This window comes from Campylobacter sp. CNRCH_2013_0898h (assembly GCF_025772965.1).
GTDB classification, from domain to species: Bacteria; Campylobacterota; Campylobacteria; order Campylobacterales; family Campylobacteraceae; genus Campylobacter_D; species Campylobacter_D lari_D.
This window is the reverse complement of the sequence record NZ_JAKMTD010000008.1, coordinates 1-25038: the sequence shown is the minus strand read 5'-3', so window position 1 is coordinate 25038 and position 25038 is coordinate 1. Positions and strand designations below refer to the sequence as shown.

Below are 25038 nucleotides of genomic sequence, written 5' to 3'. Positions count from 1 at the left end.
TGATATTATTCCAATTACTAGAACTTTTATTTTCGCATACTCATTATAATTTTAGCAAATTAAAAACTTTCTATATCACTTAACTTAAGATAAACCTCATCATTTTTACTAAGCTCTTTATGATGATAAAAGCTAAAAATATGTCCTTCCAAACTCACGCCTAGCTCATAAAAATCCCCATAAAACACACATTCTAAAACGCTAGCCTTTAAAGGAGTTTGTGAGGTTGAAATTTGTATATCATTAGGGCGTAAAATGCCATTTTTACTTTGTAAATATGCTTTAAAGTTCTCATCTAAAATTGTATTTGGATCTATAAAAAATGCTTCGCCCAAAAAACAAGCACTATCTATATTTTTAGGCTTATAAAAAAGCTCTTTAGCACTTCCATAGTCTAAAATTTTTCCATCCTTAATCAAAGCGATATTGTCTGATAAATAAAAAGCATCGTCTTTATCATGCGTAACAAAAATAGCACTAAGCTTATGCTCTTTTAAAATATTTTTGATTTCTTTGCGCATTTTAACGCTTAAAGTGTGATTTAAATTTGAAAAAGGTTCATCAAAAAGTATAATTTTTGGCCTTGCGACTATGGTTCTTGCTAGTGCTACTCTTTGAGCTTGCCCACCGCTTAGCTCATTTGGATAGCGTTTTAAAAGTGTATTTAAATTTAAAATTTCCAAAACCTCATCAAGCCTTTGTTTTTGCTCGTTTTTACCTAAAGAGCTTATACCAAAGCATATATTTTCTTCTACATTTAAGTGCGGAAACAAAGCATAATCTTGAAACAAAACCCCCACATCACGCTCTTGTGGGGCTAAATACATACTCTTAGAAGCAACTAGTTTATCCCCTATATAAATACTACCATCATTGATTTCAAAAAAACCCGCTATACAACCAAGCAAAGAACTCTTACCACAGCCACTTTCCCCCAAAATACTGACAATCTCGCCTTCTTTTAAGCTCAAAGAAATTCCCTTTAAGACCTCTATTTTTCCAAAAGATTTGTAAAGATTGTCAATTTTTAAGATTTCCATTATTGTCCTTTTTGGTTGTTTTTATTTTGCAAATAATGCATTAAAAATGTAGGGATAATCCCAAATAACACTATAATCAAAGATGGCAAAGAAACATTATAAATTAACTCATTTTCACTATAAGCAAATACAAGTGATGAAAGCGTTTGAAAACCTGAAGGTGAAAGTATAGTTGAAATAGGTAATTCTTTTAAAATATCCACACAAATAATCACCACAGCCAAAGCTAAATAATGTTTCATCAAAGGAAAATGAATTTGAGTGAAAATTTTAAGTGGTTTTGATTTTAAGGTTAAATTTGCATAGTCTATATTTTTAGAAATTCTCTCATAGCCTGATTGAGTTGCAAAAATTCCAGAAGCTAAAAATCTCACAAAGTATCCAAAAAACAGCACTAAAAATCCACCACCTATGGCATACTCAAAAGACAAAAGATCAAAAATATAATTTAACACACCCAAAATCACTAAAATTCCCACAGCTACCACAGCTCCAGGTAAAGAATACCCCAAAGTCGTAAGCCAAAGGATGATTTTAGAAGCTTTTGTATCGTTTAAACGCACTATAAAACATAAATAAAATGCCACTCCCACAATAGCAAAAGAACTCACCAAAGCCACACTAAGACTATAAAATGCAGGTGTTAAGACATTGCTTAAATTTTGCATAAAATCAAACCCGGCCCAATAAACAAGCCACATAATAGGCACGACAAAGGCTAAAAATGCCACTAAAAAGCACCATAAAAAGGCTAAAAATGCCCTAAAGCCTTTTAACTCATCTTTTGGGGTAGGTAAAAACACATTTTGATTAAAGCCTTTTTTACCTCTTTGAATTTTTTCTAAAAGCATTAAAAATGCGATAAATACAAGTAAAGCCACGCTTAAAGCCACAGCACTGACTTCATCGCCACCACTTCCCCATGTTCTAAAAATTCCTGCACTAAAAGTATCCACGCCAAAATACGCCACCAAACCATAATCACTCAAAACCTCCATAGCCACCAACAGCAAAGCACCCACTATACCCACACGGCAAAATGGCAAAATCACTTTAAAAAATGTTTTTAAATTAGAAGCCTTAAGTGTTTTGGCACTTAAAATGATATTTCCAAGTCCATAAGCAAAGGTATTTTTAGCAAAAAAATACACATAAGGATAAAGAGCAAAAGATAAAATCACAATCACGCCATATGCATTCATGATATCTATACGCCTATCAACACCTAAAAGCGTGGGAATTAAGCCTTGAAATTCAAACAAATCAATCCAAACAAAACCCATTACATAAGAAGGTATAGCCAAAGGTAAAATCAAAAACCATTCAAAAAATTTCGAGCCAAAAAATTTATAAAAAGCTATCAAATAAGCACTAATTAATCCTATAATCAAACACAATACTAAAGTCCCAAACAATATAAAAGCACTACCAAAAATATACCTTGGTAAGACATTTTTACTCAAATGTTTTAAGGTATTAATATCTATAAAAGGAAGGTGTAAGATAATAGCAAGTATAGGCAGTATGATTAAACTACAGAAAAAAAAGGTGGCAAAAGACCACCTTAAACTTAAAAATTTCAAATTTTATTTTTCCTTAAAATTATTTCCATTGAACTTCATCAAAAATCATTAAAGCTTCTTTAGCATTACCCCAATAAGCTTCAAAATTTGGCTTTTCTACTTTAAACTCGCCCCAAGATTGTAAAATTTTAGCAGGTTTTACTTCTTTATTTACTGGATACTCATAGTTTTGGTTTGTTAAAATTTCTTGTGCTTCTTTTGAAAGCATAAACTCGATAAATTTAACCGCAGCTTCTTTATTTTTAGAAGTTTTTAAAACACCTATACCACTTACATTGATATGTGTTCCTCTATCATCTTGGTTTGGAAAAATCACTTTTACTGAATTTGCAGCTTCAACATCTTTAGGATTTTTTGAATTTGCTAAATGTCCTAGATAATAACTATTTGATATAGCCACATCGCCTTCTTTTGCATAGATTGCACGAATTTGATCACGATCCCCACCTTTTGGAGTGCGTGCAAGATTATTTGCTATGCCTTGTGCCCATTCTTTTGCTTTTTCTTTGCCCAAAGTATCTATCATAGCACTTAACAAAGAAATATTATAAACATTATTTGAACTTCTTACTAAAACCTTACCTTTAAATTTAGGATCAGTTAAATCCTCATAAGTTTTAATCTCTCCATCTTTAATTCTATCTTTAGAAGCGATGATGATTCTTGCTCTTGTTGTAAAAGCATACCATTCGTTGTTTTTACCTCTTAGCTCTTTTGGAGAAAGTTTTTCTAACTCAGGTGAGCTAACTGAAACGAAAAGATTATTTGTGCGAACTTGTTCTAAATTTCCCGCATCAGCAGTCATAAACAAATCTGCCTTTGAATTTTTACCTTCAACTTCTAATCTTTTAGCAAGCTCATTAGCCTTAGCTTGCACCACATTTACACTAATGCCTGTTTTTTCTTGAAATAATTTGAAAATTCCTTTATCAGAATCATAATGACGATGAGAATAAATCGTAAGCTCTTGAGCACTTAAGCTCATAGCAGCTAACAAAGATAGTAAAACTACTTTTGCTTTCATTTTATAAATTTCCTTAATTTTAAATTTTGAAATTGATAAGGATTATTATATTAATAATTCACTTTATATTTACTTAAATTGATATACATAATCAATTTAAAATAAAATAATACAAAATTAACATAAATCAAGATATTTTTTCTCTTATTTTTATATAATCATCAAGAATACAATATACAAAGGAGATAAAATGACACAAGAGCAAATTCAAATCATCAAAGATTGTGTGCCGGTTTTACAAAAAAATGGTGAAGTTTTGACAAAAGAATTTTATAAAATCATGTTTGAAGAATATCCTGAAGTAAAACCTATGTTTAATATGGAAAAACAAGCTTCAGGAGAGCAACCAAAAGCTTTAGCAATAGCTATTTTAATGGCAGCAAAAAATGTAGAAAATTTAGAAAATATGAGAAGCTTTGTTGATAAAGTAGCTATCACTCATACAAAATTAAATGTCAAAGAAGAGCATTACCCTATAGTAGGTGCTTGTCTTTTAAAGGCTATCAAAGTAGTATTAAATGCAGATGAAACTATACTAAAAGCTTGGGAAGAAGCTTACAAAGCTATCGCACAATTTTACATAAACATTGAAAAAGAAATTTATGCAAAAGCTAAGTGATAATAGGCTTTGATTTTTCAAAGCCTATTTTAAAAACGCTATCCCCGCTTTTGCTATTTTTACATCCTCATCTAAGTGTGCTCCACCCACACCTATACCACCAACAACAACTCCATCTATAAAAATCGGTACCCCACCAGGCATAATAGAAAACTTATCATCTAAATAACGAATATCTTCAGGTATTTTACCCTCTTTTACACCTTTAAAAATAACTGCTGTTTCTCTTTTTTGCGAAGTGGCCGTGTAGGCTTTTTTATAACTAGCATTAATCGTATGCACACCTGCTTTATCATCTCTTAAAACTGCTAAAATTTGACCAGATTTATCTACTATGGTAATACTTACATGAAAGCCATTTTTTCTTGCTTCTTTCTTTGCAAGATCCAAAATCCCTTCAACCATTTGCGAAGTTAGAACAGGCTCTTTTACAAGCTCAAAAGATTTTGCCATCAAACTTACTCCTAAAAATAAACATAAAATAAATAATTTTTTCATTTTTATCCTTTAAAATTTTTCTACTGCATTTTTTGCTAGTTCTTTAATATCGCCTTTTAATTCACAAATTTGACCATTTTGTGCGAGTAAAATTCTATCAGCCATGTCAAAATATACTTCATCATGTGTTATAGCAAATATTGTAATGCCTTTTTGCTTTAAAAGTGGCAAAAGCTTAGTATAAAAAAACTTTCTAAACATAGGATCTTGATCAGCTGCCCACTCATCTAATATTAAAATATCTCTTTTTTCAAGTAAAGCATTAAGCATAGCAAGGCGCTTTTTTTGTCCAGCCGAGAGCTTTATAGTGCTAAAAGTATTTTCCACAAGCTCTACTTTTTCATTTAGTTCTAAAATTTCAAGCCAGTATACCAAGTCTTCTTTGCTAAATTTCTCATCTTCTAAAACATGCTCAAATAAATGAAAATCACTAAAAATCGCACTAATTAAACTTCTATATTCACAAATATTTTCTGAAGTTATTTTTTCATCATCTAAAAAAATATCCCCTTTAAAGTCTATAAAAAGTCCTGCTAAAATCATAGAAAAAGTAGATTTACCACTACCATTTTTCCCTATTAAAAATACGCATTCACCCTTTTTAAGCTCAAAATTTACAGGTTTTAGTGCAAAATTTTCATTATAAGAAAAAGATACATCTTTAAAACAAAGTTTTTGCCAAGTTTTTTTATTTTGACTGAATTTAAACTTATGAGAATAATTTTCTAAATTTAAATTTGAAATTTTATCTAAAGCGATTTTTGCCATCATAAGCGTAGGAAAACTTCCTATCATAGCTCCAAGTGGTGATCTTAAAAAAAGCACACTTAAAGCAATAGTAGTAGCACTTTGCAAACTAGCAAGTTCATAGCTTAAAGCTATATAAAACTCCACTCCTACTAAAGCTAGCATGGCACTATTGCTCCAATTATTAGATAAGATATGTAAAATATTTCCTATAGTGGAGCTTTTTTTCTTTTTTAGAGCATTTTTTTCAAACTCGTTTTCATAATAATACTTTGCCCTTAAAGGATTTAAGGTTAATTCTTTATGCCCTTGTAAAATATTTTGATAGTTTTTTTGCAAAGCATCATCATTTTCCCTAGCATTTTTAAAATAAAAATACACCTTACTCATTAAAAAATTATCCACCAAAAAAACGCACACTATCCACACAAAACACAAAAAGAAAATTTCTAAAGAAAGATAAGCTATATAAGCACTTACACAAATAATCAAAACACTTGATTGTATGAATTCAGGAAGTCTTAAAAGTCCAAAAGAAATACTACGCACATCATTATTCAAAGAAGCCAAAATCTTTGCTTTAGTAGTATTTAAAATACTCAAAACACTTGTATCTAAAATTTGCTTTACAACCCTTCTTTGCATTTTAAAAATAAAACTTTGTCCAAACGAGCTTAAAGCAATTTCTACAAAAGAAGAACTCGCAAAAAATACAAGCAACAAAAGCACAAAATACACGATAATATTTGAGTTTTCAAGATTAGCTTTTAATAAAAATTCATTGATAAAAACTAAAGTCAATACACCTAATATACTCGTAAAAATACTAAAAAGCAAAAAAAGAATGATTTTTAATTTGCTTTCTTTAAATAAAAAAACTAAAAATTTCATTTAATCTAAACCTTAACTCTAAAAGTAAATTATATAACAAAAATATGCATAATAAATTATTTATATTGTTTATGTTTATTTATTTTTATTTAACTATAAATAAATTTTGTTATAATATATTTAAAAATTATATATTGATATTAATAATTATTTAAGGATAGCTGATGTCTAGTTTTTCTAACCATATTCTTTTATCTGGTATTGTTATTTCTATCTTATTTGATCAAAGTCTAGCGCTACCTAGTGGTGGTAAATTTACACATGGAACTAGTGGTTCTATTAGCATAAATGATAATCATATGAATATCCACGGAAATGGGCAAAATTCTGTAATACAATGGGGTGGTGGCTTTAGCATAGGCAAAGGTGAAAGTGTAAATTTTAATGGAAACAATAAAAACTACCTAAACATTGCTCATGGTACAAGTAAATCCACCATAGAAGGTTTATTAAATGCAAGTGGCAATAATGTCTTTTTAATCAATCCTAATGGAGTAATCATAACTAAAACAGGAACTATCAATGCCAATCGCTTTGTAGCTTCAACCTCATCAATAAGTTCTGATGAAATACAAAAATTTGCAAATGGAAAAACAAACACCATACAATCACCCATTATAAAATTAGATAAAAACAATGGCAATGTAGTTAATATGGGAAATATTAACGCTGAAGAAGTTGTCTTTATAGGAAATAAAATTTTATTAAATTCAAATATTAAAAATTCAAATGATTTATTAACCAAAATCAACTCAAAAAACATCAAACTTATAGGAAACAAAATAGACATTGATACATCAAATATAAACGCAAATTCTTTATCAAAATTAGAAGTAAGCGCTAAAGAAAGAGGTTCTATATATTTAAATGCTAGTGGATATTACTACGATCCTAATTCTTTTGCAGTTTTTGATAAACTTAAACAAGCTGATTTTCAAAATATAAAACATAATAATAACTCTTTTAACATATATGATTTTGTAGGAATATCTTCAGATGTTGATTGGTGGCATTTTGCCAAAGGTTGGAATGAAAATAAAAAAGATTTTAGAAATACAGCTACTGAATACAGACTAACAAATGATATAGATTTTAAAGGAAAAAACTATGCAAATTACTGTATAGAAGGATATGGTTGCACCAATATGATAGTAGGATATAAAGATCCTATTTACAATGATAATTGGGAAATTATAGAAGATAATAGCTTTTATAATAAAATTTTTGACGGACAAAATTTTGCTTTAAAAAATATATTCATAGATACAAATGTGTTATCAGATTCTTTAAGATATGTTGGTATATTTGGAAATGCTAATGGTTCTGAATTTAAAAATATAATAATTGATTATAACGATAACTCTATTCTATCAAACTCAATGTATACTGGAGGTTTTGTAGGATATGCAAGTGGTGGCAGTAAATTTGAAAATATAGAGTTAAAAAATATCTCTAAAATCTCTACACAAAATAAAAACAATCTCTACGCAGGAGGTTTGATAGGATATGTTAATGGTGCTAACTTTAACAAGATTGATATAAAATCAATAGGAGAAATCAGCGGTATTAGCCTTGAAAATAGATCACATATTGGAGGTTTTGTAGGTGGAATTAACAATGGAAAATTTGAAAATATAAACATATCACAAATAAATAAAATTATTAATGATAAAACAACAAAAGCAACATATACGGGTGGTTTTGCCGGAGAAGTATGGGGAGGAAAATTTAGCAATATCGATATAAGACAAATTGATGAAATTAATGGAGGTTTTGTTACAGGTGGTTTTTCAGGTAATATAGGCTATGCTGATCTTGAAAATATAAATTTAGATATAAACAACATAACCTCCACTTTTACTACTTTACGCCATACTTATGCTGGCGGGTTTGTAGGAAGTATTGATTCTGGTGATACTTATTTTAAAAACATCAATGTGCGTGTTAAAAATGTAAAAAGCATTAGTCAAGATAACAAAGATGGCTCATTGGAAGAAGATTTTTTTGATACAGGAAATGCTTATGCTGGCGGGTTTGTAGGTTTTGCTAATGGAGGTGTTTTTGATAATATTAGCATAGAAGCTGAAAAAATAGAAAGCATTAATAATAACTCCATGGAAGGTACTCGTGCTGCAAGTGGTGGCTTTGCAGGAAAAATAGAAGGATATAGAAGTGATAATTTATCTCTTTCAAATATCACAATAAAAAATATTGACACTATTTCAGGCAAGATTGAAAAAGACAAAAGCGGAATGGTAAATGTTGGAGGTTTTGCAGGATGGATTCAAAAAGAAGGTAAAGGAAGTTTTTCTAACATAAGCATATATGATATAAAAAATATACAAGCTTATGGACAAAAAGACTTTGCCAATGCTGCTGGGTTTATCGGATATATTGAAGGGCGTTCAATGTTTCAAAAATTTAATTTAGATTTTAAAAATATATATTTATTTTTTGAAAATGACTCCCAAATACAATCTTTTGCAAGTGATGGTAAAAATTTAAGTGGAAAATTTATTAGTGCCTATAACGATAAAAATGTAAATTTAGCTTTTAAGAATATACATATTTATCATCATGAAAATGATTTTAATGATGTTTTTAGCGACTTAAAATTATGGAAAGATATGAAAATTAATATTCATACCTATAATGATGATAATAAAAATTTAAAATTTGAAGATTTTTTAAGTAAAGATAATACAATAGCAAGACCTATTATAGAACTACCAAAAAAACCAGATTTTTCAAATAAAATAGAAATTAATTACCCAAATATAGACAATATCATACAAGAAGAAGCCATCCTTGGTAAAGATGATTTATATGAAGATGTCATCAAAAATGAAATTCTAGCAGATCTTATCAATCAGCATTATAAAATATATATTGATGTTTTATTGGATATGTTAGCAGAAAAAGATTATAATCTAATGACAGAAGATGAAAAAGTAGATTTTGTGGCAAAATACTTCATCAAAGATACAGCAAATAATAAATCACAAGCCTTGAAGATAGTTCAAAGTTTAGATTTTATAATGGCTTATCAAAACAATGGATTAAATAATGCAAATAATGATAAATTTGAAGAAGGTGTAAAAGATTTTTATCAAAACAATATAAAATCAAATATAGACAAAACAATTGAGAAAAAAATAAGTATATTAGAAATTCTAAAAGGAGAATTAAAAGATATAGTTTTAAATTCACAACAACTTCTAAAAGAATTGGAAAATATAAAATTACAACTTCAAATAGCAGAAAAATCTTATAATGACTATATAAAAAACAATTCTTCACTAGATCCTAATAAGCTAGCTCAATTACTTAAAAATATCAATATGCTAGAAAAACAACAAGAAACAATAGCTTCCAAATTAGGATTAGCAGAAATTAAAAATAAAATAGAATATCAACACAATAAAGGTAGTTTTTTAATAATGGGAGATTATCAATATGACTTATATAAACCTATTTTAGAAAGCATTGATCTAACACCTAGCATTCCTATTGAACCTGATTTACCTTGGACTGATCTAACACCTAGTATTCCTAGCATTCCTACACTAGAAAACAATCAAGCAAAATCAAGTTTAAACAATAATCAAAACTATCCTGCAATGATTAATGATAATATTGCTAATTTATTTTTATTTAATTCTTTAGGAGATGATTTAGTTAAAGATGAAATAATAATCAAAGAAATTGGGGAACTTGATATAGAAGCTCGTAAAAAAACTTGTATTGTAAGCGATGGGTTTAAAGCTATGAACCCATGTGCTAATTAAAGAAAGTTAAATGCATAAGATTATTGTTTGCACCTTAATTTTAACATGTGCTTTACGAGCTACAAATGACAATATAAAAATAATAGAATTATCCCTTGATAGAAATATACCACAAAACAAAGCTTTAAAAGAAAATTTAAAAACTGAACAAAATTATGAAAAATTTCAAGATGCTAGAGAAATCATAAATACACACCAAGAACATTATAAAAAAGAAATACTTACTCACTATAATTTTCACATCACAAACAAAGGAATTGATTTTGAAAATTTAGGAATTGAAGAAGAGGAATTACATAATCTCATATTAAATTATGAACAGAAAAAATTTAATATCCAAGATTTGCAAGATGTATCAAATATTGTTGCTTATTATTTCCAAGTTAATGGCTATCCTGCTGCAACAGTGTTTATTCCAAAACAAAATTTTGAAGATGGCAATATAGAACTAAACATTGCTTTAGGAGTATTTGGAAAACACATAATAGAAAACAAAACCTCGATCAAAGATCATTTCATAAAAGATAAATTAGATAAAAAACTTAAAGGTAGAATTATCTCCACTAAATTAATAGAAGATAGCGCATATAAAGTCAATGAAATGTATGGAGTACAAACCCTAGCAGGCTTACAAGCAGGAGAGAATGTAGGAGAAACTGATGTAGTTATAGAAGTAGTTCCTGATACTAAGGCTAATGTATTATTATATGCTGATAATTATGGTATTGAAAGTTCTGGCAAATATAGAATAGGCATCAGCATGGGATTTAATTCTATACTTAATATGGGAGATTATTATAATTTTTACTTACAATCAAGCAATGAAAAACAAATCAACTATGGAGCTAGTTATACTTTCTTTTTAGGAAATTTAAAAATTACTCCAAGTGTATCAAAAGGAAATTATTCCTTGGGAGAAGATTATGAAAATGCCGGATTTTATGGTACTTCTAGAAATTTCGGTATAGACTTTTCTTATCCTGTGTGGATTAATACTAATTCATCATTTTACTTTACTTCAAGTATTTATCATAAAATACTTAGTGATACAAGTGCTGGATTTTTAACTTTTAATAAGCATTCTAATGTAGGTAGTATGGGTTTAGAAGGTTTATTTAGAAATTTTCATAACACTTTTATTTATAGTACCAAAATCAACCTAGGCAAGGTCTATGACGATGGGGTTAATTTTTTAGGCACTAATTATAAAAATAATAGTAATGGCATGGGTTGGTTTAGAAAACTCAATGCTAGTTTGAATAATTATTATAGTATTAATGAGTATATTACTCATACTTTAAATATAAACTATCAAAAGGTATTAGGAAATTTTGAATTAGATTCTTCTGAAAGTTCATCTTTAGGTGGAGCTTATGGAGTAAGAGCTTATGATAATGGAGAGGGTGATGGAGATAATACCATAGTGGCTAACTTTGGTATAAGAATAAATATACCAAATACTAATTTTTATTTTACTCCCTTTTATGATGTAGGTTATGCTTGGTATGAAAAAGCTTCAGGGGATAGATTAGCAGATGAGCATTTTTTAGATGCAGTAGGCTTACAAATACTTTATAATAAAGCTAATGAGTATTATATAAAGCTTGATGCAGCAAGAGCGGTTCATCAGTATAAATATGATGATGAACATAGAATGAAATTGTATTTAAGTGGAGGGGTGTATTTTTAACTACCACTTAGAAAATACACTCTAGTAGCTAAATCTTTAAAAGCTTTAGAGTGGATTAGACCTTGACAAGCTTTAGATTTTGAAGTGCTTGCAAATTCACTTTGACTAAAAGCATTTAAAGCCTCATCTAATTGAGTTTTTATACTTTGATTTTTAGGATCTTTCAAAGCTTGATTTTTTAAATCTGCTATATTTTGGGCTTTGCTTTTTTGAGCATTATCTACCATAAGTGCTAAAAGCAAAACACTTTCTTTATCTACAAAAAGCACTTTAAAACATTGCTCATCATTTCCTACACTAAAATCAAGTTCTTTGGTGGAATTTTGCAAATTTGACAAGTCTTCATTTTTTATATTTGTTACATTGCTCATTAAAGCTATATTTGAAAGACTTTCATTTTTTAATATATAAGCACTTATATCATTAATAAAAATTTTTAAATTTCCCAAAGCTTGAACTACACTTGCCTCATCTTTACTTGTACTAAATTTTGGCAGAGCAACCGCAGCTAAAACTCCAAGTATAATTACTACAAACACAAGCTCTATAATAGTAAAAGCTTTTTTCATAATATGCCTTGTAAGTTTTTTACCTTAGGCTTTATAAGATCATCTTCTATATTTACAAATTCTTTACGCTCATAAGCCTCACAAGCTGCCCTTGCTATCATCAAAGCATTATCCGAACAATACTCAAGCGGAGCTAGCAAAAGCTCACATTGATAACTTTGGCATAAATGCTCTATTTGACTTCTTAAGCTTAAATTTGCACTAGCTCCGCCTACTATACCAAAGCGTTTAAATTTATACTCTTTAAAAATTTTTTCTAACTTGTTTAAAATATGAGCTATGGCTGCTTTTTGAAATGCAAAGGCAATTTTACTTTTACGCTCCAAACTTAATTCTTCTTTTAAAATTTCCAAACGCACTTGGTTTTTAAGTCCTGAAAAACTATAAGCTAAATCTTTAGAATGAAGCAAGGGTATGCTAAATTCTAAATCATTTTCTTTTACATTTTTAGCTAAATTTTCTATGATAGCTCCGCCAGGATAGCCAAGATCCATCATTTTTGCTACTTTATCAAAGCTTTCTCCAAAGCTATCATCGGTTGTTCTTGCTAATTCTGTGATTTTACCTTGCTCATTAATAAAAAGCACCATAGTATGCCCACCACTTACAAGCAATACACCCATATCAAAATTAGCTTTTTTATCTAAAAACATAGAATAAATATGCCCTTTTAGATGATTAATCGCAATGAGCGGTAAATTTAAACTAATAGCAAGCATTTTAGCCATAGCTACTCCACCTATCAAACTCACACTAAGGCCAGGTTCATTTGTAACTGCTATGGCGCAAAGTTTGTCAAAGTATTTTTGGCATTTTTTTAAAATCTTAGGTAAAGCTTCGCTATGTAATCTTGCGGCAAGCTCGGGCACCACCCCTCCATAAGCACTATGGGCATTTTCTTGAGAAATTTTTGTATGAAAGATACACTCAAAGCTATTTTTATTAATGATAGCAATAGAACTATCATCACAAGAGCTTTCTATGGCAAGAATCAAATCTCTCATTGAAATTCCACTAAAATCATACCGATAAATTTGTCTTTTTGTTCTGCTTTTTCTATGGCTTTTGCAGGTATATTTGCTTTTTTAATTTCTTTAAAATTAGTCTTTCTTTCTAAAACTTGATCGGCTAAATTTGCATTCTTTAGCTCATAAAATTCTACTCTGTAAATTTTTCTTTTTTTATCCAAAGAATAACGGCTTTGCATTTGGTTTTTGCTTATAACAATATCACTTTCATCAACACCCCTATCAAAACCTATAACATTAACTCTTACACCTGCTATAGAAGGTATTTTAAAATTATCTTTTACCATAATTTTTTGAGCAAAATTTGTTTGTATATTTTTTCCATCTACTATCACTTCAACACTATCTAGAGCATTTGAAAATTCAAAATATTCAGGATACAATCTTGTTTGCAAGCGATTGCCATAATTGATTGAATATGAGTTAGCATTGGAAATTACTGCAGTAATCTCATTACTTGCTTCATAATTTAAAGCTTGATTAATAGGAAAAGGTAAAAAATTTATAGCACTAGCAGGTTTATCAAGATAAAGTAAAATTTTATCATTAAAAAGTTTTACCTCTAAAGGCTTTTCAATAGCTCTATAAACTCCATTTGGAGTTAAATCGAAAGTTCTTTGAAATTCTATATTTGCCTTTTTTAGATAATACTCCACCGCCAAAAGATGATAATATACTCTTAAATGCGTTGGTAAATTTTTGCTCGCTTCATTAGCAAAGGCTGCTTTGTGATTTGACACCACAAAATAAGTTAAAGCCTTTAGCATATCTTTATCATTGCTTTCTTGGGTTTTGGTATTTTTTAAATGATATTGATGTTCTTCTTTAACCAAAGCTTTATTGATATTTTCCACTGCCTCTTTAGCAATATTTTCCAAATCTGCATATTTAGTAGAATTTACCTCACTTTGATCAATAATACTAGTATTGCCCCAGCGATTTGGATTTTTATCTTTGCTTTCATATTGAGGTCTATAAAATCCACTTCCATCGTGCAAATTTATAACCATATTTACCTCAGGTTCCAAAATAAGCTTTTTTATGCGCTCTATAGTGTGAAAATCAGGATCGTTTTCATCTATATGGGCAAATTTTCTATTTAAATCTCCAAAATTTCCTCTATTTCTAGCAATAATACTTTCAAAAGCTAAATTTGGTGCGACAATAATTTTACCTTTAGTGATATTATAATCACTCAAAAGCAAACTAGCAGCATGAAACCCACCTGGCTCGTCTCCTTGTATACCTCCAAGGATTAAAACCGTATTATTATCATCTAAACTTTTTCCATTTTCTTTAACGCTAAACTCTAAAGCAAAAACCACATTTATAAAAATCAAAATACTTAAAAAATATCTCACTTCATTTCCTTATCTAAATAAAGCCTAACTTGCTTATCATACTCAAAAACATCTTCAATTTGGTTAATCTTTGGTACACCAAAATAATCCAATGCTTTAAAAATACCCTTAGTTATGTCTAAAAACTGCGCTTTTTGGGCTAAAAATTGATACACCATATATTCATTTGCACTATTTATAATCACACCCAAGTCAGGCTTTTTCAAAAGCTCATCTTTAAGTGAAAATATAGGATATTTTTTTAAACTAATTTTTTCAAATTTTAAACTTGGCATAGCTAACAAATCCAAATTTTCTATAAAGCTTTGATCATGCTCATCTAAAATAGCTTGAGCTATAGACAAACGCATATTTGCATGAGAAAAATATGCACTCATACCACCATCTTTAAATTCACATAAAGCATGTACTAAAGACTTTCTTTCTATCAAAGCATCTATTTGTTTAATACCATAAAGATGATAAGCTTCGATGATTTCAAAAAGTTTATTACACATGCTAGCACTATCTATGGTGATCTTAGCTCCCATGCTCCAGTTAGGATGCTTAAGAGCTTCTTTTACACTGACATTTTTTAAATCTTTGATTTTATAATTATAAAAGGCCCCGCCACTTGCTGTGATGAAAAGCTTTTTAATATCTTTTCTTTTATCTATCAAGCACTTTAGTGCTGCATGTTCGCTATCTATGGCCTTAATCTTAGAAGTGTCAAAAAATTTCCCTGCTACTACTAAGCTTTCTTTGTTTGCCAAGGCTAAAATTTTACCAAGCTTTTGCACCATAAGACTTGAACTTAAGCCTGCAAAACCTACTATAGCATTTACCACTAAAGAACTTTTGCACTCAGCTATCATCGCTTTTAAACCCTCTTGGCCACAAAAAATCCTATCATGATCAACTAAGGTTTTATCTTTTTCATCTTGTATACATACAAATTTAGGCTTAAAAAGAGCTATTTGCTCATTTAAAAGCTTGATATTTTTACCACAAGATAAGGCTTCTATGTTTATGTTTTTTTCTTTAGCAATAAAAAGAGTATTAACTCCTATACTTCCCGTGCTTCCAAGTACGATCATACTAAAGTTGCCATTGCAAATGCTGCAATGATAACAGCATCAATTCTATCTAAAACTCCCCCGTGTCCTGGGATTAAATTACCACTATCTTTAATACCTGCTTGTCTTTTAAAATAACTCTCAAGCAAATCCCCTATCACAGCAAAAATAGCTACGATTAAAGATATATAAATACTTTTTATCAAGCTAAATTCAAAAGAGCCTATGATGGTTCCTAAAATCCCCGCACAAACAATGCCACCTACAACACCTTCTAAAGTTTTATTTGGACTTGTTGGAGAAAAAGCTCTCTCGCCAATTAGTTTTCCTATAAAATACGCCCCACTATCGCAAGCAACGACAATCACTATAAGCCAAAATAATACAAACATACCCTCATAACTTAATACTTGATAAAGCATTAAAATAGGTAAAGTAGGATATATATAAGGCATAAGTTCATTTAAATTTTCACTTTTTTTATAAACTAAATATCCTAAAATCAAAATCAAAGCCAAAAGGCCTATAAAGAAAGGTTTATCTAAAAATGCTCCTATTGCAAAAACACACAAAGCTACAAAAACACTTGCATGTTTGCTTTTAAACATAGCTTTTGCTTCATTAAATGCCAAAAACAATAAAACACCAAAAATCACAAAATTAATCAAAAAATTATCCACTAAAGCAACAACAGCTATCACAGCTATCATCACAATAGCACTAAGAATTCTTGTCTTTGAAAACATTTTTATCCTTTCTATATACTTAAATCAAGCAAATGAGAACTTTTTTTAACTACTTCTTGTCCCTCTTGTTCATCTTCATCTTCTTGCTCTTGTTCTTGATGATGTTTAGAATGCTTTTTTTCTTCCTCTTGCCTTTCTTTTACTTCATCACTTACTTCATGAGTTTGATTAACTTTTTCAAGTTTTTCAACCGCCTTTTCTTTTGCTTGAAATTCACTCATATTTACCAAAGTTGCAAAAGAATCTTTTGCCAATTCATTACTAGCTTGTGCTGAATGTACTGGTGCATTTTGGTTAGCAAAATGAATACCACCTATGGGACTTATAGGCATACTTACTCCTTTAAAACGCTTAAAGTCTTATAATTTGTATAATTTACAAAAGCCTTTTCTTTTATTTTTACAAAATTCTTACTAGTATAATCGACCAAATAAACTCCAGAACTTAGCTTGGAAAATTCCACACAAAGCTTTGCTGCAAATTCTAGCACTAATTGACTTATTTTTAATTTATTTGAAGTAATGATCACATGTGCACTAGGATAATCTTTCACATGCAGCCAAATATCATCTTTTTTAGCTATTTTTAATAAATACTCATTAGCTTTTTCATTGCGTCCTACGCTGATTTTAAACTCATCAAAATAAAAGCTACTAACCCCTGCATTTAGTTCCTCTTTTTTTGTTTTTTTCGTTTTTTTAGGCATTAAAACTTCTAATTCTCTCAAAGAGGTGCTTTTAGCAATTAAGTCTTTTAAATTTATTAAAAAATCAAGTTTTTCACTTAAAATTTCTCTTTCTATATTGATATTTTTAGCCTTTTGTTTTAGCTTTTTAGCCATTTTATAAAATTCATTCGCACTATTTTTAGGTGTATCTTCGAGTTTAAAGGCAAGCTCATTTGCATTAAAATCTTGCAAAATAAATTCTCTTTGATAATCTTTTAAAGAATTTAAATTAGCAAACAAAACATCTGCTTTTTGGCTTAACTCTTGAGCTTTTTTTAATAAATTACTTTCTTGTTCTAAATTTTCTATGCTCTCTTTAAGAGTAAAGATTTTTTTATCTATATTTAAAAGTTTATTTTCTTTAATATCTTTTATGCGCTCTTGCTGTAACTTTTTAGCACTTTCTTTAAAATACACATTAAAATCATCAATCTTTACAAATTCTTCTTTGATCTCATAAGCTTTTAAAGCTTGGAGTTTTTCGCCTATTTTTACAACGCGGTAGCTTTTATCTATATGACGCAAAGCTTCTATGATAATATCATCGGTGTCTGTGATGATTACATTAGTGTTTTTTCCTGTAAATTCAAAATAAATCTTAGCTCCATAAGCTTTATAAGATTTTTCCGATAAAACTTCAAAAGATAAAATTCTATTATTTTCTAATACTTCTAAATTTAAAATCTTTGCGTTTGAAAAGTATTTTTTTAGCATAAAATCAAAAGGTGCATTATAGACTTTTGCTTGGAGTTTATCTTGGTAAATTCCACTTTTTCCACGCGTTAAGTCTAGTATAAAAGCTTGATGATCTAAGCTAAGCTCTAAGATATTATCATCAAGGCGTTTGAGATAATTTAGTCTTTGAAATTGTTTAAAATAATCTTTTATTTGTATTAAATCTGTATATTTCATAAATGTATTATAAAATATTTTGATGAATTTATGAGGTTTTTATGAGTGAAAAAATTCCCTATCCTTGTGTGATTTTATGTGGTGGAAAATCTTCGCGTATGGGAGAAGATAAAAGCTTATTACAAGTAGATAATAAAAACTTAACTCTTTATCAATATGAAAAAATGTCAAGGATTTTTAATCAAGTTTTTATTAGCAGCAAAAAAGATAAATTTCATCAAAAAAACTTAGCACTTATTTTAGATGAGGATTTAAACAACTACTCTCCACTCATTGCCTTAAATTCCATACTTAAACATTTTAAAAATACCTATGTATTTATCCTTAGCGTGGATACTCCAAACATAAACAAAGAAAGTTTTTACAAGCTTTTTGATCATCTAAAATCACAAAATATACTCTTAGCAAGCACAAAAAAACACAAGCATTATTTATGTGGATTTTACCATAGTAGGAATTTTGAAAAAACTTTGCAATTTTTACAAGAAAACAACCACAAATTAGCCCTTTTTTGTGATACAATGAAAGCAGAATTTATAGAATTTGAAGATGATAATGAGTTTATAAATTTAAATTATTTTAAAGAATATAAAAAGTGGCTTCATGAAAAAGACAATTCTACCCATAGTATGTGCTTTTAGTGCTTTAGCAAATGAGGATTTATTCAATCAAGCCTTAGAATATGAAAATCAAGGTAAGTACAAAAAAGCTATGCAAATTTATAAAAGCTTAGCTTTAAAAGAAAAACAAAAAGAAGCAAGTTTAGAAAAGTCTTTTAATTTTGAGCAAAATACATCCAAAGAGAAAAAATTAGATGATATTAATCCAAAAAATGAAGCTTTAGCAAACTACCTTGGCACAGAAAAATCATACAATCCCTTTGGTATTAGCACGCATAATCTTAGCTATTTTATGCCTGTTTCTTATAGTTTTAGCAAGAGAGATTATAAAAGCACTGAAACTAAATTTCAAGTAAGCCTTAAAAAAACTCTTTTTGAAAATCTTTTGGGTTTAAATGAAAGTTATAACATAGGCTATACGCAAATTTCATGGTGGCAACTTTATAAACATTCTGCTCCTTTTAGAGAAACAAACTATTTACCTGAATTTTTTATCAACTTTCCTATAAGCGGATATGGTGCTTTTGAGAATTTAAAAGATATACGCATAGGCTTATTACATGAATCTAACGGGCAAAATGATCCAAAATCAAGATCATGGAATAGAATTTATCTAAGCAATGCATGGTTTTTTGGCAATTTTATGTTCATACCTAGAGTTTGGCTAAGAATTCCTGAAAAAAGTTCAGAAGATGATAATCCTGACATAGAAAAATATTTAGGTAATTTTGATATTAATCTTGCTTATACCCAAGATGATTATTTTATCAATATATTGTGGCGTAATAATTTAAATTTTGCTAATAACCGCGGTGCAGTAGAAATAAGTGGAGCTTATAAAATTTCTAACAATGGCTTATATATTTACACTCAGTATTTTAACGGATACGGCGAGAGTCTTATTGAGTATAATAAATCTTCAAGCAGACTTTCAAGTGGAATATTGTTAATGTATTAAAATGGAAAAATTTTGCTTTATTAAGTTTATCATTAATAATGAAAAGTCTTTTAAAAGATTGTGCGATTTGTTTAATTATATCAAAATCTTAAAAGATGAGAATTTACAAATAGAAGATTTATACACAGATAAAAGTATATATAATTTTTACAGCAAAAAAGAATTAGAATATTTCTCAAGCAAAGATTGTTGGGAGTTTGATGATATTTTTGACTGCATAGGAAATGGAGAATACTATTTTCACTCCATAGAAAAAATAGAGGAAAATATCGCCAAATTGTATTTTTACCCCATTTCTTTTCCTTATGGTGGAGTTGAACCTATAATCGAGTTTATAAAATCATTTCAAATGAAAATTCTTACAATTGATTGTGGTTATATGGAAGAATTTGAATATTAAAAGCCTTTTTAGACTTTTAATATTTTAAATTAAGAAAAATGCTATAACACTACCCAAGATAAGCAAAGAGCCATTAAAGCATAAAAAGGTTGGTATACAAGTATCTTTTATATGATCACCTTGCTTATCTGCATTAAGCCCTACACTCACTCCCAAAGTCGTTTCACTAGCAGGTGATCCTGCATCGCCCAAAGCTCCAGCAACACCGATGATAAAAATAATCGCAGCAGGTGAAAAACCAAGTTCTATACATATAGGACAAAATAAGGCAGCGATGATAGGAATAGTACCAAAAGAACTGCCTATACCTATAGTGATTAAAAGACCTATAGCTAGCATAATAAAAATAGCTAAAAAGTGACTTTGCTCCATAAAAGGCACACTTGTTTTTACAAGCTCAGCTATACCTCCACTTTGTTTTAAAACCTCTCCATATCCTGAAGCAACAAGCATTACAAAAGCTATATAACCCATGATTTTAAGCCCATCATCAAAAACTAAATTAACTTTGTTATACTCTACTCCACCCAAAATCACCATCAAAACAAAACCTAAAAGCCCTGATAAAGGTAAATTGTGCGTCAAAATTTGCAAAATCAAAGTCAATCCAAGGCCAGCTAAAACTCCCCATTCTTTTTTACTCATTTTTAGATTTTCAAAATCCATTTTGGCAATTTGCTCTTCTTGATATTCTCTTGGCTTAGCATAAAATACAAATACAGCCAAAAATAAACCAACTAACATACAAATAGCCGCAAAAGCCATAGTTTGAGAAACTTCTCCTAAGCTAATTTGTACCCCATTTGAATTTAAATTATCCACAAGCAAAGTTTGAAAAATAAGCCCAAAACCTAAAGGCACAACCATATAAGGTGTGGTAAGTCCAAAAGTTAATGCACAAGCTATGGCTCTACGATCTATTTTTAATTTATTAAAAAGTTTCAACAAAGGTGGAATTAATAAAGGCACAAAAGCTACATGGATAGGGATTAAATTTTGCGAAAAACAAGCAATAAGTGCCAAAGAAAGTATAAGTAAATATTTTTTATGTGAAATATAATGCGAAACTATTTTAATCAAATATGCTGTTAGATTAGTTTTTGATATAGCAGCGGCCACCGCTCCAAGCAAAATATAACTTAGTGCTGTTTGCAAATTCCCTTGCATACCATCAATTAAAACTTTCATAGAATCCATCATAGCTTGTGGAAGTTGGGTAAAAAAATCCATCAAAGTTAAATGCTCCATATGCATAAATTTAGACCAAATACCTACAAAAAGCCCAGAAAGCAAAACACTAAGTAAAACATTAAACCTAAAAAAACACAAAAGCGTCATTAACAAAACGCCTATAAATACTGGATTAGTTAAAAGCATTACATTCCTTAAATCAAAATAATTGCACATTTTAAATAATTTTCTTTAAAATACTATTTAAGTTTAAAAAATTTAAGCAAAAATTGCAAAATAAAAGCATAAAATGATAGTTTTTACTTTAAAAAAGGATACAAATGAGAAGTGACGCAATCAAAAAAGGACACTTAAAAGCACCAAATCGCTCTTTACTTAGAGCATGTGGCTTAAATGATGAAGATTTTAATAAGCCTTTTATAGGTGTAGCAAATAGCTATATAGATATCATCCCGGGACATTTTTTCTTAAATGAATATGCAAAAATCATTAAAGATGAAATCCGAAAAAATGGCTGTATTCCTTTTGAATTTAACACCATAGGTGTTGATGATGGTATAGCTATGGGGCATGATGGTATGCTTTATTCTTTACCAAGTCGTGAAATCATCGCAAACTCTATTGAAACAGTGATGAATGCACACCAACTTGATGCACTAATTTGTATCCCAAATTGTGACAAAATTACTCCAGGTATGCTCATGGGGGCTTTAAGAGTTAATGTGCCGACTATTTTCGTTAGTGGTGGACCTATGAAAGCGGGAGTAAATAAACACGGAGAAAAAATCAGTCTAAGTTCTGTTTTTGAAGCAGTGGGAGCTTATGAGGCTAAAAAAATCGATGAAGAGGATTTAAAAGATATAGAATGCAAAGCTTGTCCTAGCGGTGGATCTTGCTCGGGTATGTTTACTGCAAATTCTATGAATACTTTATGCGAGGCTATGGGTATAGCACTAGAAGGAAATGGAACTATTTTAGCACTTAGCAAAGAAAGAGAAGAGCTTTTAAGAAAGGCTGCGCGTAGAATTTGTGAAATTGCACTAGATGAGCGTTTTAAAATTCGCAATATTATTACTAAAAAGTCCATTAACAATGCTTTAGTTGTTGATATGGCTATGGGTGGAAGTTCAAATACTATCTTACATATGCTTGCCATTGCTTATGAAGCAGGTGTAAATTTGGATATAAAAGAGCTCAATCACATCAGCGCTAATGTGGCTCATATAGCCAAAATCGCTCCATCTTTAAACACAATATATATGGAAGATATACACAAAGCAGGTGGAGTAAGTGCAGTAATAGCTGAAATAGCCAAAAAACCAGGCCATATTTTAGAACTTGACACTCTAGATATTAGTGGAAAAACTTTAAAAGAGCGCGTTGAGAATGCTGATATTAAAGATGAAAACATTATAAAAAAAATAGACAATGCCTATTCAAATGTAGGTGGGCTTACTATACTTTTTGGGAATTTAGCTGAGCAAGGCTGTGTGATAAAAACTGCAGGTATTATGGGCGAGCGTAAATTCAAAGGAAAAGCGGTTTGTTTTAACTCTCAAGAAGAAGCTATCAAAGGCATTATAAAAGGTAAAGTTAAAGAAGGCGATGTGTGCGTGATACGCTATGAAGGGCCAAAAGGTGGACCTGGCATGCAAGAAATGCTTAGTCCGACTTCATTACTCACAGGCATGGGGCTTGGTGCTAAAGTTGCACTTATAACAGATGGTCGTTTTAGCGGAGCTACAAGAGGACTTAGTATAGGTCACATTTCTCCTGAGGCTGCAGAAGGTGGACTTATAGCGCTTTTAAAAGATGGTGATGAGATAGAAATTGATGTAGATACTTACAGCATTAATGCAAATTTAGCCCAAGATGAAATTGCTAAACGCAAAGCAAATTTTAAAATGCCTTATAAGCAAATAAATTCAAGATGGCTTAAAATGTATCAAAAGCTTGTTAGTAATGCTAGCAAAGGCGGGGTTTTAGACTTAGAATAATTTTCTTAATTTCTTAAAGAAATTAAGAAATATCTTTTTAAATGTAAAACAAAATATGAAAAATTATGTTAAAGTGGCCGGGAGAAAGGGATTCGAACCCCTGGAGGTGTGACCCTCAACGGTTTTCAAGACCGCCGCTTTCGACCACTCAGCCATCTCCCGTAAAAGAATAAAAATATCAAGTATTAACATCGCATTGGAGGCGACATCCGGATTCGAACCGGAGATCAAGGCTTTGCAGGCCCATGCCTTACCGCTTGGCTATGTCGCCTTGAGTTACCAAAAAGTGGTGCCCGAGGCCGGACTTGAACCGGCACGGAAGAAAAATTCCGAGGGATTTTAAGTCCCTTGTGTCTACCAATTCCACCACCCGGGCGGGTGATAATGGAGCGGGAAACGAGATTCGAACTCGCGACCCCAACCTTGGCAAGGTTGTGCTCTACCCCTGAGCTATTCCCGCATTAAAGTTGAAATTATATCAAACTAATCTTAAATATATATAAAAATTATTTTTATTATAAATTAATAAAAAAATTATTTTTTTATAATATAATTCCGTAAATACAATAAACTTTTTAAAATATAATGATAAAGTTAGATATAAAATTATTATATTTTAAAATATAAGGTAAAAATCAAAAACAAGGAGAACACAAAAATAATGTTAAAATTGAATGTATCAGGCAAAATGACTTCAATAGTTGGACTATTAATTATCACCATATTAAGTATAGTTAGTATTTTGGGTTATTTTCAAACCAAAAACAATACTTTTGAACTCATAAAAGATGTTCAATTAAAAACAATGGATGATGTAACTCTAACTTTTAATAATTATGGTCAAAGCAAAAGAAATGCTATAAATACTTTAGCAAGCGAACTCTCTAAAGCACCATTAGATGATAGAGAACAGATTTTATCGCTTATTTCATCTTTTCAAAAAGCTTTTAATTTTCAACTAACTTTTTTTGGAATTGAAGAGTTAAATGGTGTATTTTTATCAAATGGAAAATTTTTAAATCCTGAAAATGGATTTAATTTACAAAATAGTATTTGGTATACTCAAGCAAAACAAGCAAAAACAGTTATTACAACTAATCCTTATAAGTCATCAACAGATAATACCGTTACCATGACATATGCTGCACCTGTATACAAAAATGGAAAATTTATAGGTGTTGTTGGTGGCGATTATGCATTAAGTTCTTTTTCTAAAGATGTATTAGCTTTTGGTAGATCTGCTACTACTTATGCGGTAGTATACAACAATGAAGGTGAAATAATGTTTCACGAAAATCAAGATAAAATACTAACAAAAGACCAATTAGGCATAAATATATCAAAAATTATAAACACAAATCCGTCATACTATTTAGATCCAGATAATAGAGACTCTTTATTTCAAGTTCAAGATGATAAAAATACATTATATGAAGTAATGTGTAATTCTACCATAAATCAAAATTTTAAAGTTTGTACAATTACAGAAAATCGTGCTTATACAAATCCTATTAAAAAAGCCTTATCTGCTCAAATTATAGTAGGTTTAATAGCAATAGCAGTCGCTCTACTTGTGGTTAAACTTGTAATCCAA

Annotated in this window: 21 protein-coding genes and 4 tRNA genes; 8 read left to right on the top strand and 17 right to left on the bottom strand. The window is 29.8% G+C overall.

Translation table 11 applies throughout. From position 1 onward, the window contains the following. Window positions 1–59 precede the first annotated feature (59 nt). The 3 genes from L8X50_RS05765 to L8X50_RS05755 are packed head-to-tail and all read right to left on the bottom strand — an operon-like array spanning window position 60 to window position 3647. A complete protein-coding gene (locus L8X50_RS05765; RefSeq protein WP_263660638.1) occupies window positions 60–1040 on the bottom strand; it encodes an ABC transporter ATP-binding protein in 981 nt (326 codons plus the stop codon). Beyond that, window positions 1040–2623 carry an ABC transporter permease gene (locus L8X50_RS05760; RefSeq protein WP_263660637.1) on the bottom strand — a complete coding sequence of 528 codons (1584 nt, stop codon included), beginning with the start codon at window positions 2621–2623 and terminating at the stop codon, window positions 1040–1042. Before L8X50_RS05760 ends, L8X50_RS05765 begins: the two co-directional genes overlap by 1 nt. A 19-nt stretch (window positions 2624–2642) precedes the next feature. After that, on the bottom strand, window positions 2643–3647 hold the full coding sequence (locus L8X50_RS05755) for an extracellular solute-binding protein (RefSeq protein WP_133319037.1): 1005 nt from the start codon (window positions 3645–3647) through the stop codon (window positions 2643–2645). A 190-nt stretch (window positions 3648–3837) separates the two neighbouring features. Here L8X50_RS05755 and cgb point away from each other — a divergent pair, with 190 nt between their 5' ends. After that, entirely contained in the window at window positions 3838–4266 is a 429-nt protein-coding gene (gene cgb / locus L8X50_RS05750) for a single-domain globin Cgb (protein WP_263660636.1), read from the top strand. A gap of 24 nt (window positions 4267–4290) precedes the next feature. On the opposite strand, the gene L8X50_RS05745 is transcribed toward cgb, so the two are convergent. Then, complete coding sequence (locus L8X50_RS05745; protein WP_133319039.1) at window positions 4291–4764, bottom strand: GlcG/HbpS family heme-binding protein; 474 nt, start codon at window positions 4762–4764, stop codon at window positions 4291–4293. A gap of 9 nt (window positions 4765–4773) precedes the next feature. Next, a complete protein-coding gene (locus tag L8X50_RS05740) occupies window positions 4774–6402 on the bottom strand; it encodes a multidrug ABC transporter permease/ATP-binding protein (RefSeq protein WP_263660635.1) in 1629 nt (542 codons plus the stop codon). Between the two features lie 164 nt (window positions 6403–6566). Here L8X50_RS05740 and L8X50_RS05735 point away from each other — a divergent pair, with 164 nt between their 5' ends. Then, window positions 6567–10190 carry a filamentous hemagglutinin N-terminal domain-containing protein gene (locus tag L8X50_RS05735; RefSeq protein ID WP_263660634.1) on the top strand — a complete coding sequence of 1208 codons (3624 nt, stop codon included), beginning with the start codon at window positions 6567–6569 and terminating at the stop codon, window positions 10188–10190. Window positions 10191–10200: 10 nt separating this feature from the next. Next, window positions 10201–11880 (top strand): ShlB/FhaC/HecB family hemolysin secretion/activation protein, encoded by a 1680-nt coding sequence (locus tag L8X50_RS05730; protein ID WP_263660633.1) that lies wholly within the window; start codon window positions 10201–10203, stop codon window positions 11878–11880. On the opposite strand, the gene L8X50_RS05725 is transcribed toward L8X50_RS05730, so the two are convergent. Genes L8X50_RS05725 through L8X50_RS05695 form a run of 7 tightly spaced genes read right to left on the bottom strand, consistent with a single transcriptional unit; the run spans window position 11877 to window position 18278 of the window. After that, window positions 11877–12449: a type II secretion system protein gene (locus L8X50_RS05725; RefSeq protein WP_318529825.1), complete on the bottom strand. Its 573-nt coding sequence runs from the start codon at window positions 12447–12449 to the stop codon at window positions 11877–11879. The two genes, L8X50_RS05730 and L8X50_RS05725, sit on opposite strands and share 4 nt — an antisense overlap. Beyond that, window positions 12446–13453 (bottom strand): tRNA (adenosine(37)-N6)-threonylcarbamoyltransferase complex transferase subunit TsaD, encoded by a 1008-nt coding sequence (tsaD, locus tag L8X50_RS05720; protein ID WP_263660632.1) that lies wholly within the window; start codon window positions 13451–13453, stop codon window positions 12446–12448. The genes L8X50_RS05725 and tsaD overlap by 4 nt, the downstream gene beginning before the upstream one ends. Beyond that, window positions 13450–14838 carry a M99 family carboxypeptidase catalytic domain-containing protein gene (locus L8X50_RS05715; RefSeq protein ID WP_220566709.1) on the bottom strand — a complete coding sequence of 463 codons (1389 nt, stop codon included), beginning with the start codon at window positions 14836–14838 and terminating at the stop codon, window positions 13450–13452. The genes tsaD and L8X50_RS05715 overlap by 4 nt, the downstream gene beginning before the upstream one ends. Beyond that, the gene (gene dxr, locus L8X50_RS05710) at window positions 14835–15914 is read right to left on the bottom strand and encodes a 1-deoxy-D-xylulose-5-phosphate reductoisomerase (protein WP_263660631.1); all 1080 of its coding nucleotides are present in this window, start codon (window positions 15912–15914) and stop codon (window positions 14835–14837) included. The genes L8X50_RS05715 and dxr overlap by 4 nt, the downstream gene beginning before the upstream one ends. Further along, entirely contained in the window at window positions 15911–16639 is a 729-nt protein-coding gene (locus tag L8X50_RS05705) for a phosphatidate cytidylyltransferase (RefSeq protein ID WP_263660630.1), read from the bottom strand. Before L8X50_RS05705 ends, dxr begins: the two co-directional genes overlap by 4 nt. A gap of 11 nt (window positions 16640–16650) precedes the next feature. Next, window positions 16651–16971 carry a hypothetical protein gene (locus L8X50_RS05700; protein WP_133319048.1) on the bottom strand — a complete coding sequence of 107 codons (321 nt, stop codon included), beginning with the start codon at window positions 16969–16971 and terminating at the stop codon, window positions 16651–16653. A 2-nt stretch (window positions 16972–16973) separates the two neighbouring features. Then, window positions 16974–18278 carry an NFACT RNA binding domain-containing protein gene (locus tag L8X50_RS05695; protein ID WP_263659549.1) on the bottom strand — a complete coding sequence of 435 codons (1305 nt, stop codon included), beginning with the start codon at window positions 18276–18278 and terminating at the stop codon, window positions 16974–16976. A 41-nt stretch (window positions 18279–18319) separates the two neighbouring features. Here L8X50_RS05695 and L8X50_RS05690 point away from each other — a divergent pair, with 41 nt between their 5' ends. Genes L8X50_RS05690 through L8X50_RS05680 form a run of 3 tightly spaced genes read left to right on the top strand, consistent with a single transcriptional unit; the run spans window position 18320 to window position 20256 of the window. After that, window positions 18320–18919, top strand: coding sequence for a molybdenum cofactor guanylyltransferase (locus L8X50_RS05690; protein ID WP_263659548.1), 600 nt, complete (start codon window positions 18320–18322; stop codon window positions 18917–18919). Continuing rightward, a complete protein-coding gene (locus L8X50_RS05685) occupies window positions 18882–19856 on the top strand; it encodes a phospholipase A (RefSeq protein ID WP_263660629.1) in 975 nt (324 codons plus the stop codon). Before L8X50_RS05690 ends, L8X50_RS05685 begins: the two co-directional genes overlap by 38 nt. A 1-nt stretch (window position 19857) precedes the next feature. Further along, entirely contained in the window at window positions 19858–20256 is a 399-nt protein-coding gene (locus L8X50_RS05680) for a hypothetical protein (RefSeq protein WP_039629213.1), read from the top strand. A 24-nt stretch (window positions 20257–20280) separates the two neighbouring features. On the opposite strand, the gene L8X50_RS05675 is transcribed toward L8X50_RS05680, so the two are convergent. Next, window positions 20281–21633, bottom strand: a complete 1353-nt coding sequence (locus tag L8X50_RS05675; RefSeq protein ID WP_412175485.1) for a Na+/H+ antiporter NhaC family protein — start codon at window positions 21631–21633, stop codon at window positions 20281–20283. Window positions 21634–21767: 134 nt separating this feature from the next. On the opposite strand from L8X50_RS05675, the gene ilvD reads away from it, so the two are divergent. Continuing rightward, window positions 21768–23444 carry a dihydroxy-acid dehydratase gene (gene ilvD / locus L8X50_RS05670; RefSeq protein ID WP_263660628.1) on the top strand — a complete coding sequence of 559 codons (1677 nt, stop codon included), beginning with the start codon at window positions 21768–21770 and terminating at the stop codon, window positions 23442–23444. 74 nt (window positions 23445–23518) lie between these two features. Here the strand turns inward: ilvD and L8X50_RS05665 are convergent. The 4 genes from L8X50_RS05665 to L8X50_RS05650 form a co-directional block, all read right to left on the bottom strand. Further along, window positions 23519–23606 (bottom strand) — tRNA-Ser (locus L8X50_RS05665). Between the two features lie 35 nt (window positions 23607–23641). Further along, window positions 23642–23715: transfer RNA gene (locus tag L8X50_RS05660), tRNA-Cys, on the bottom strand. Between the two features lie 16 nt (window positions 23716–23731). Beyond that, window positions 23732–23820, bottom strand: a tRNA-Leu gene (locus L8X50_RS05655). Between the two features lie 9 nt (window positions 23821–23829). After that, a tRNA-Gly gene (locus L8X50_RS05650) sits at window positions 23830–23904 on the bottom strand. Window positions 23905–24132: 228 nt separating this feature from the next. Here L8X50_RS05650 and L8X50_RS05645 point away from each other — a divergent pair. Beyond that, window positions 24133–25038, top strand: a 906-nt coding sequence (locus L8X50_RS05645; RefSeq protein WP_263660627.1) for a cache domain-containing protein, incomplete at its 3' end; no start/stop codon positions are given.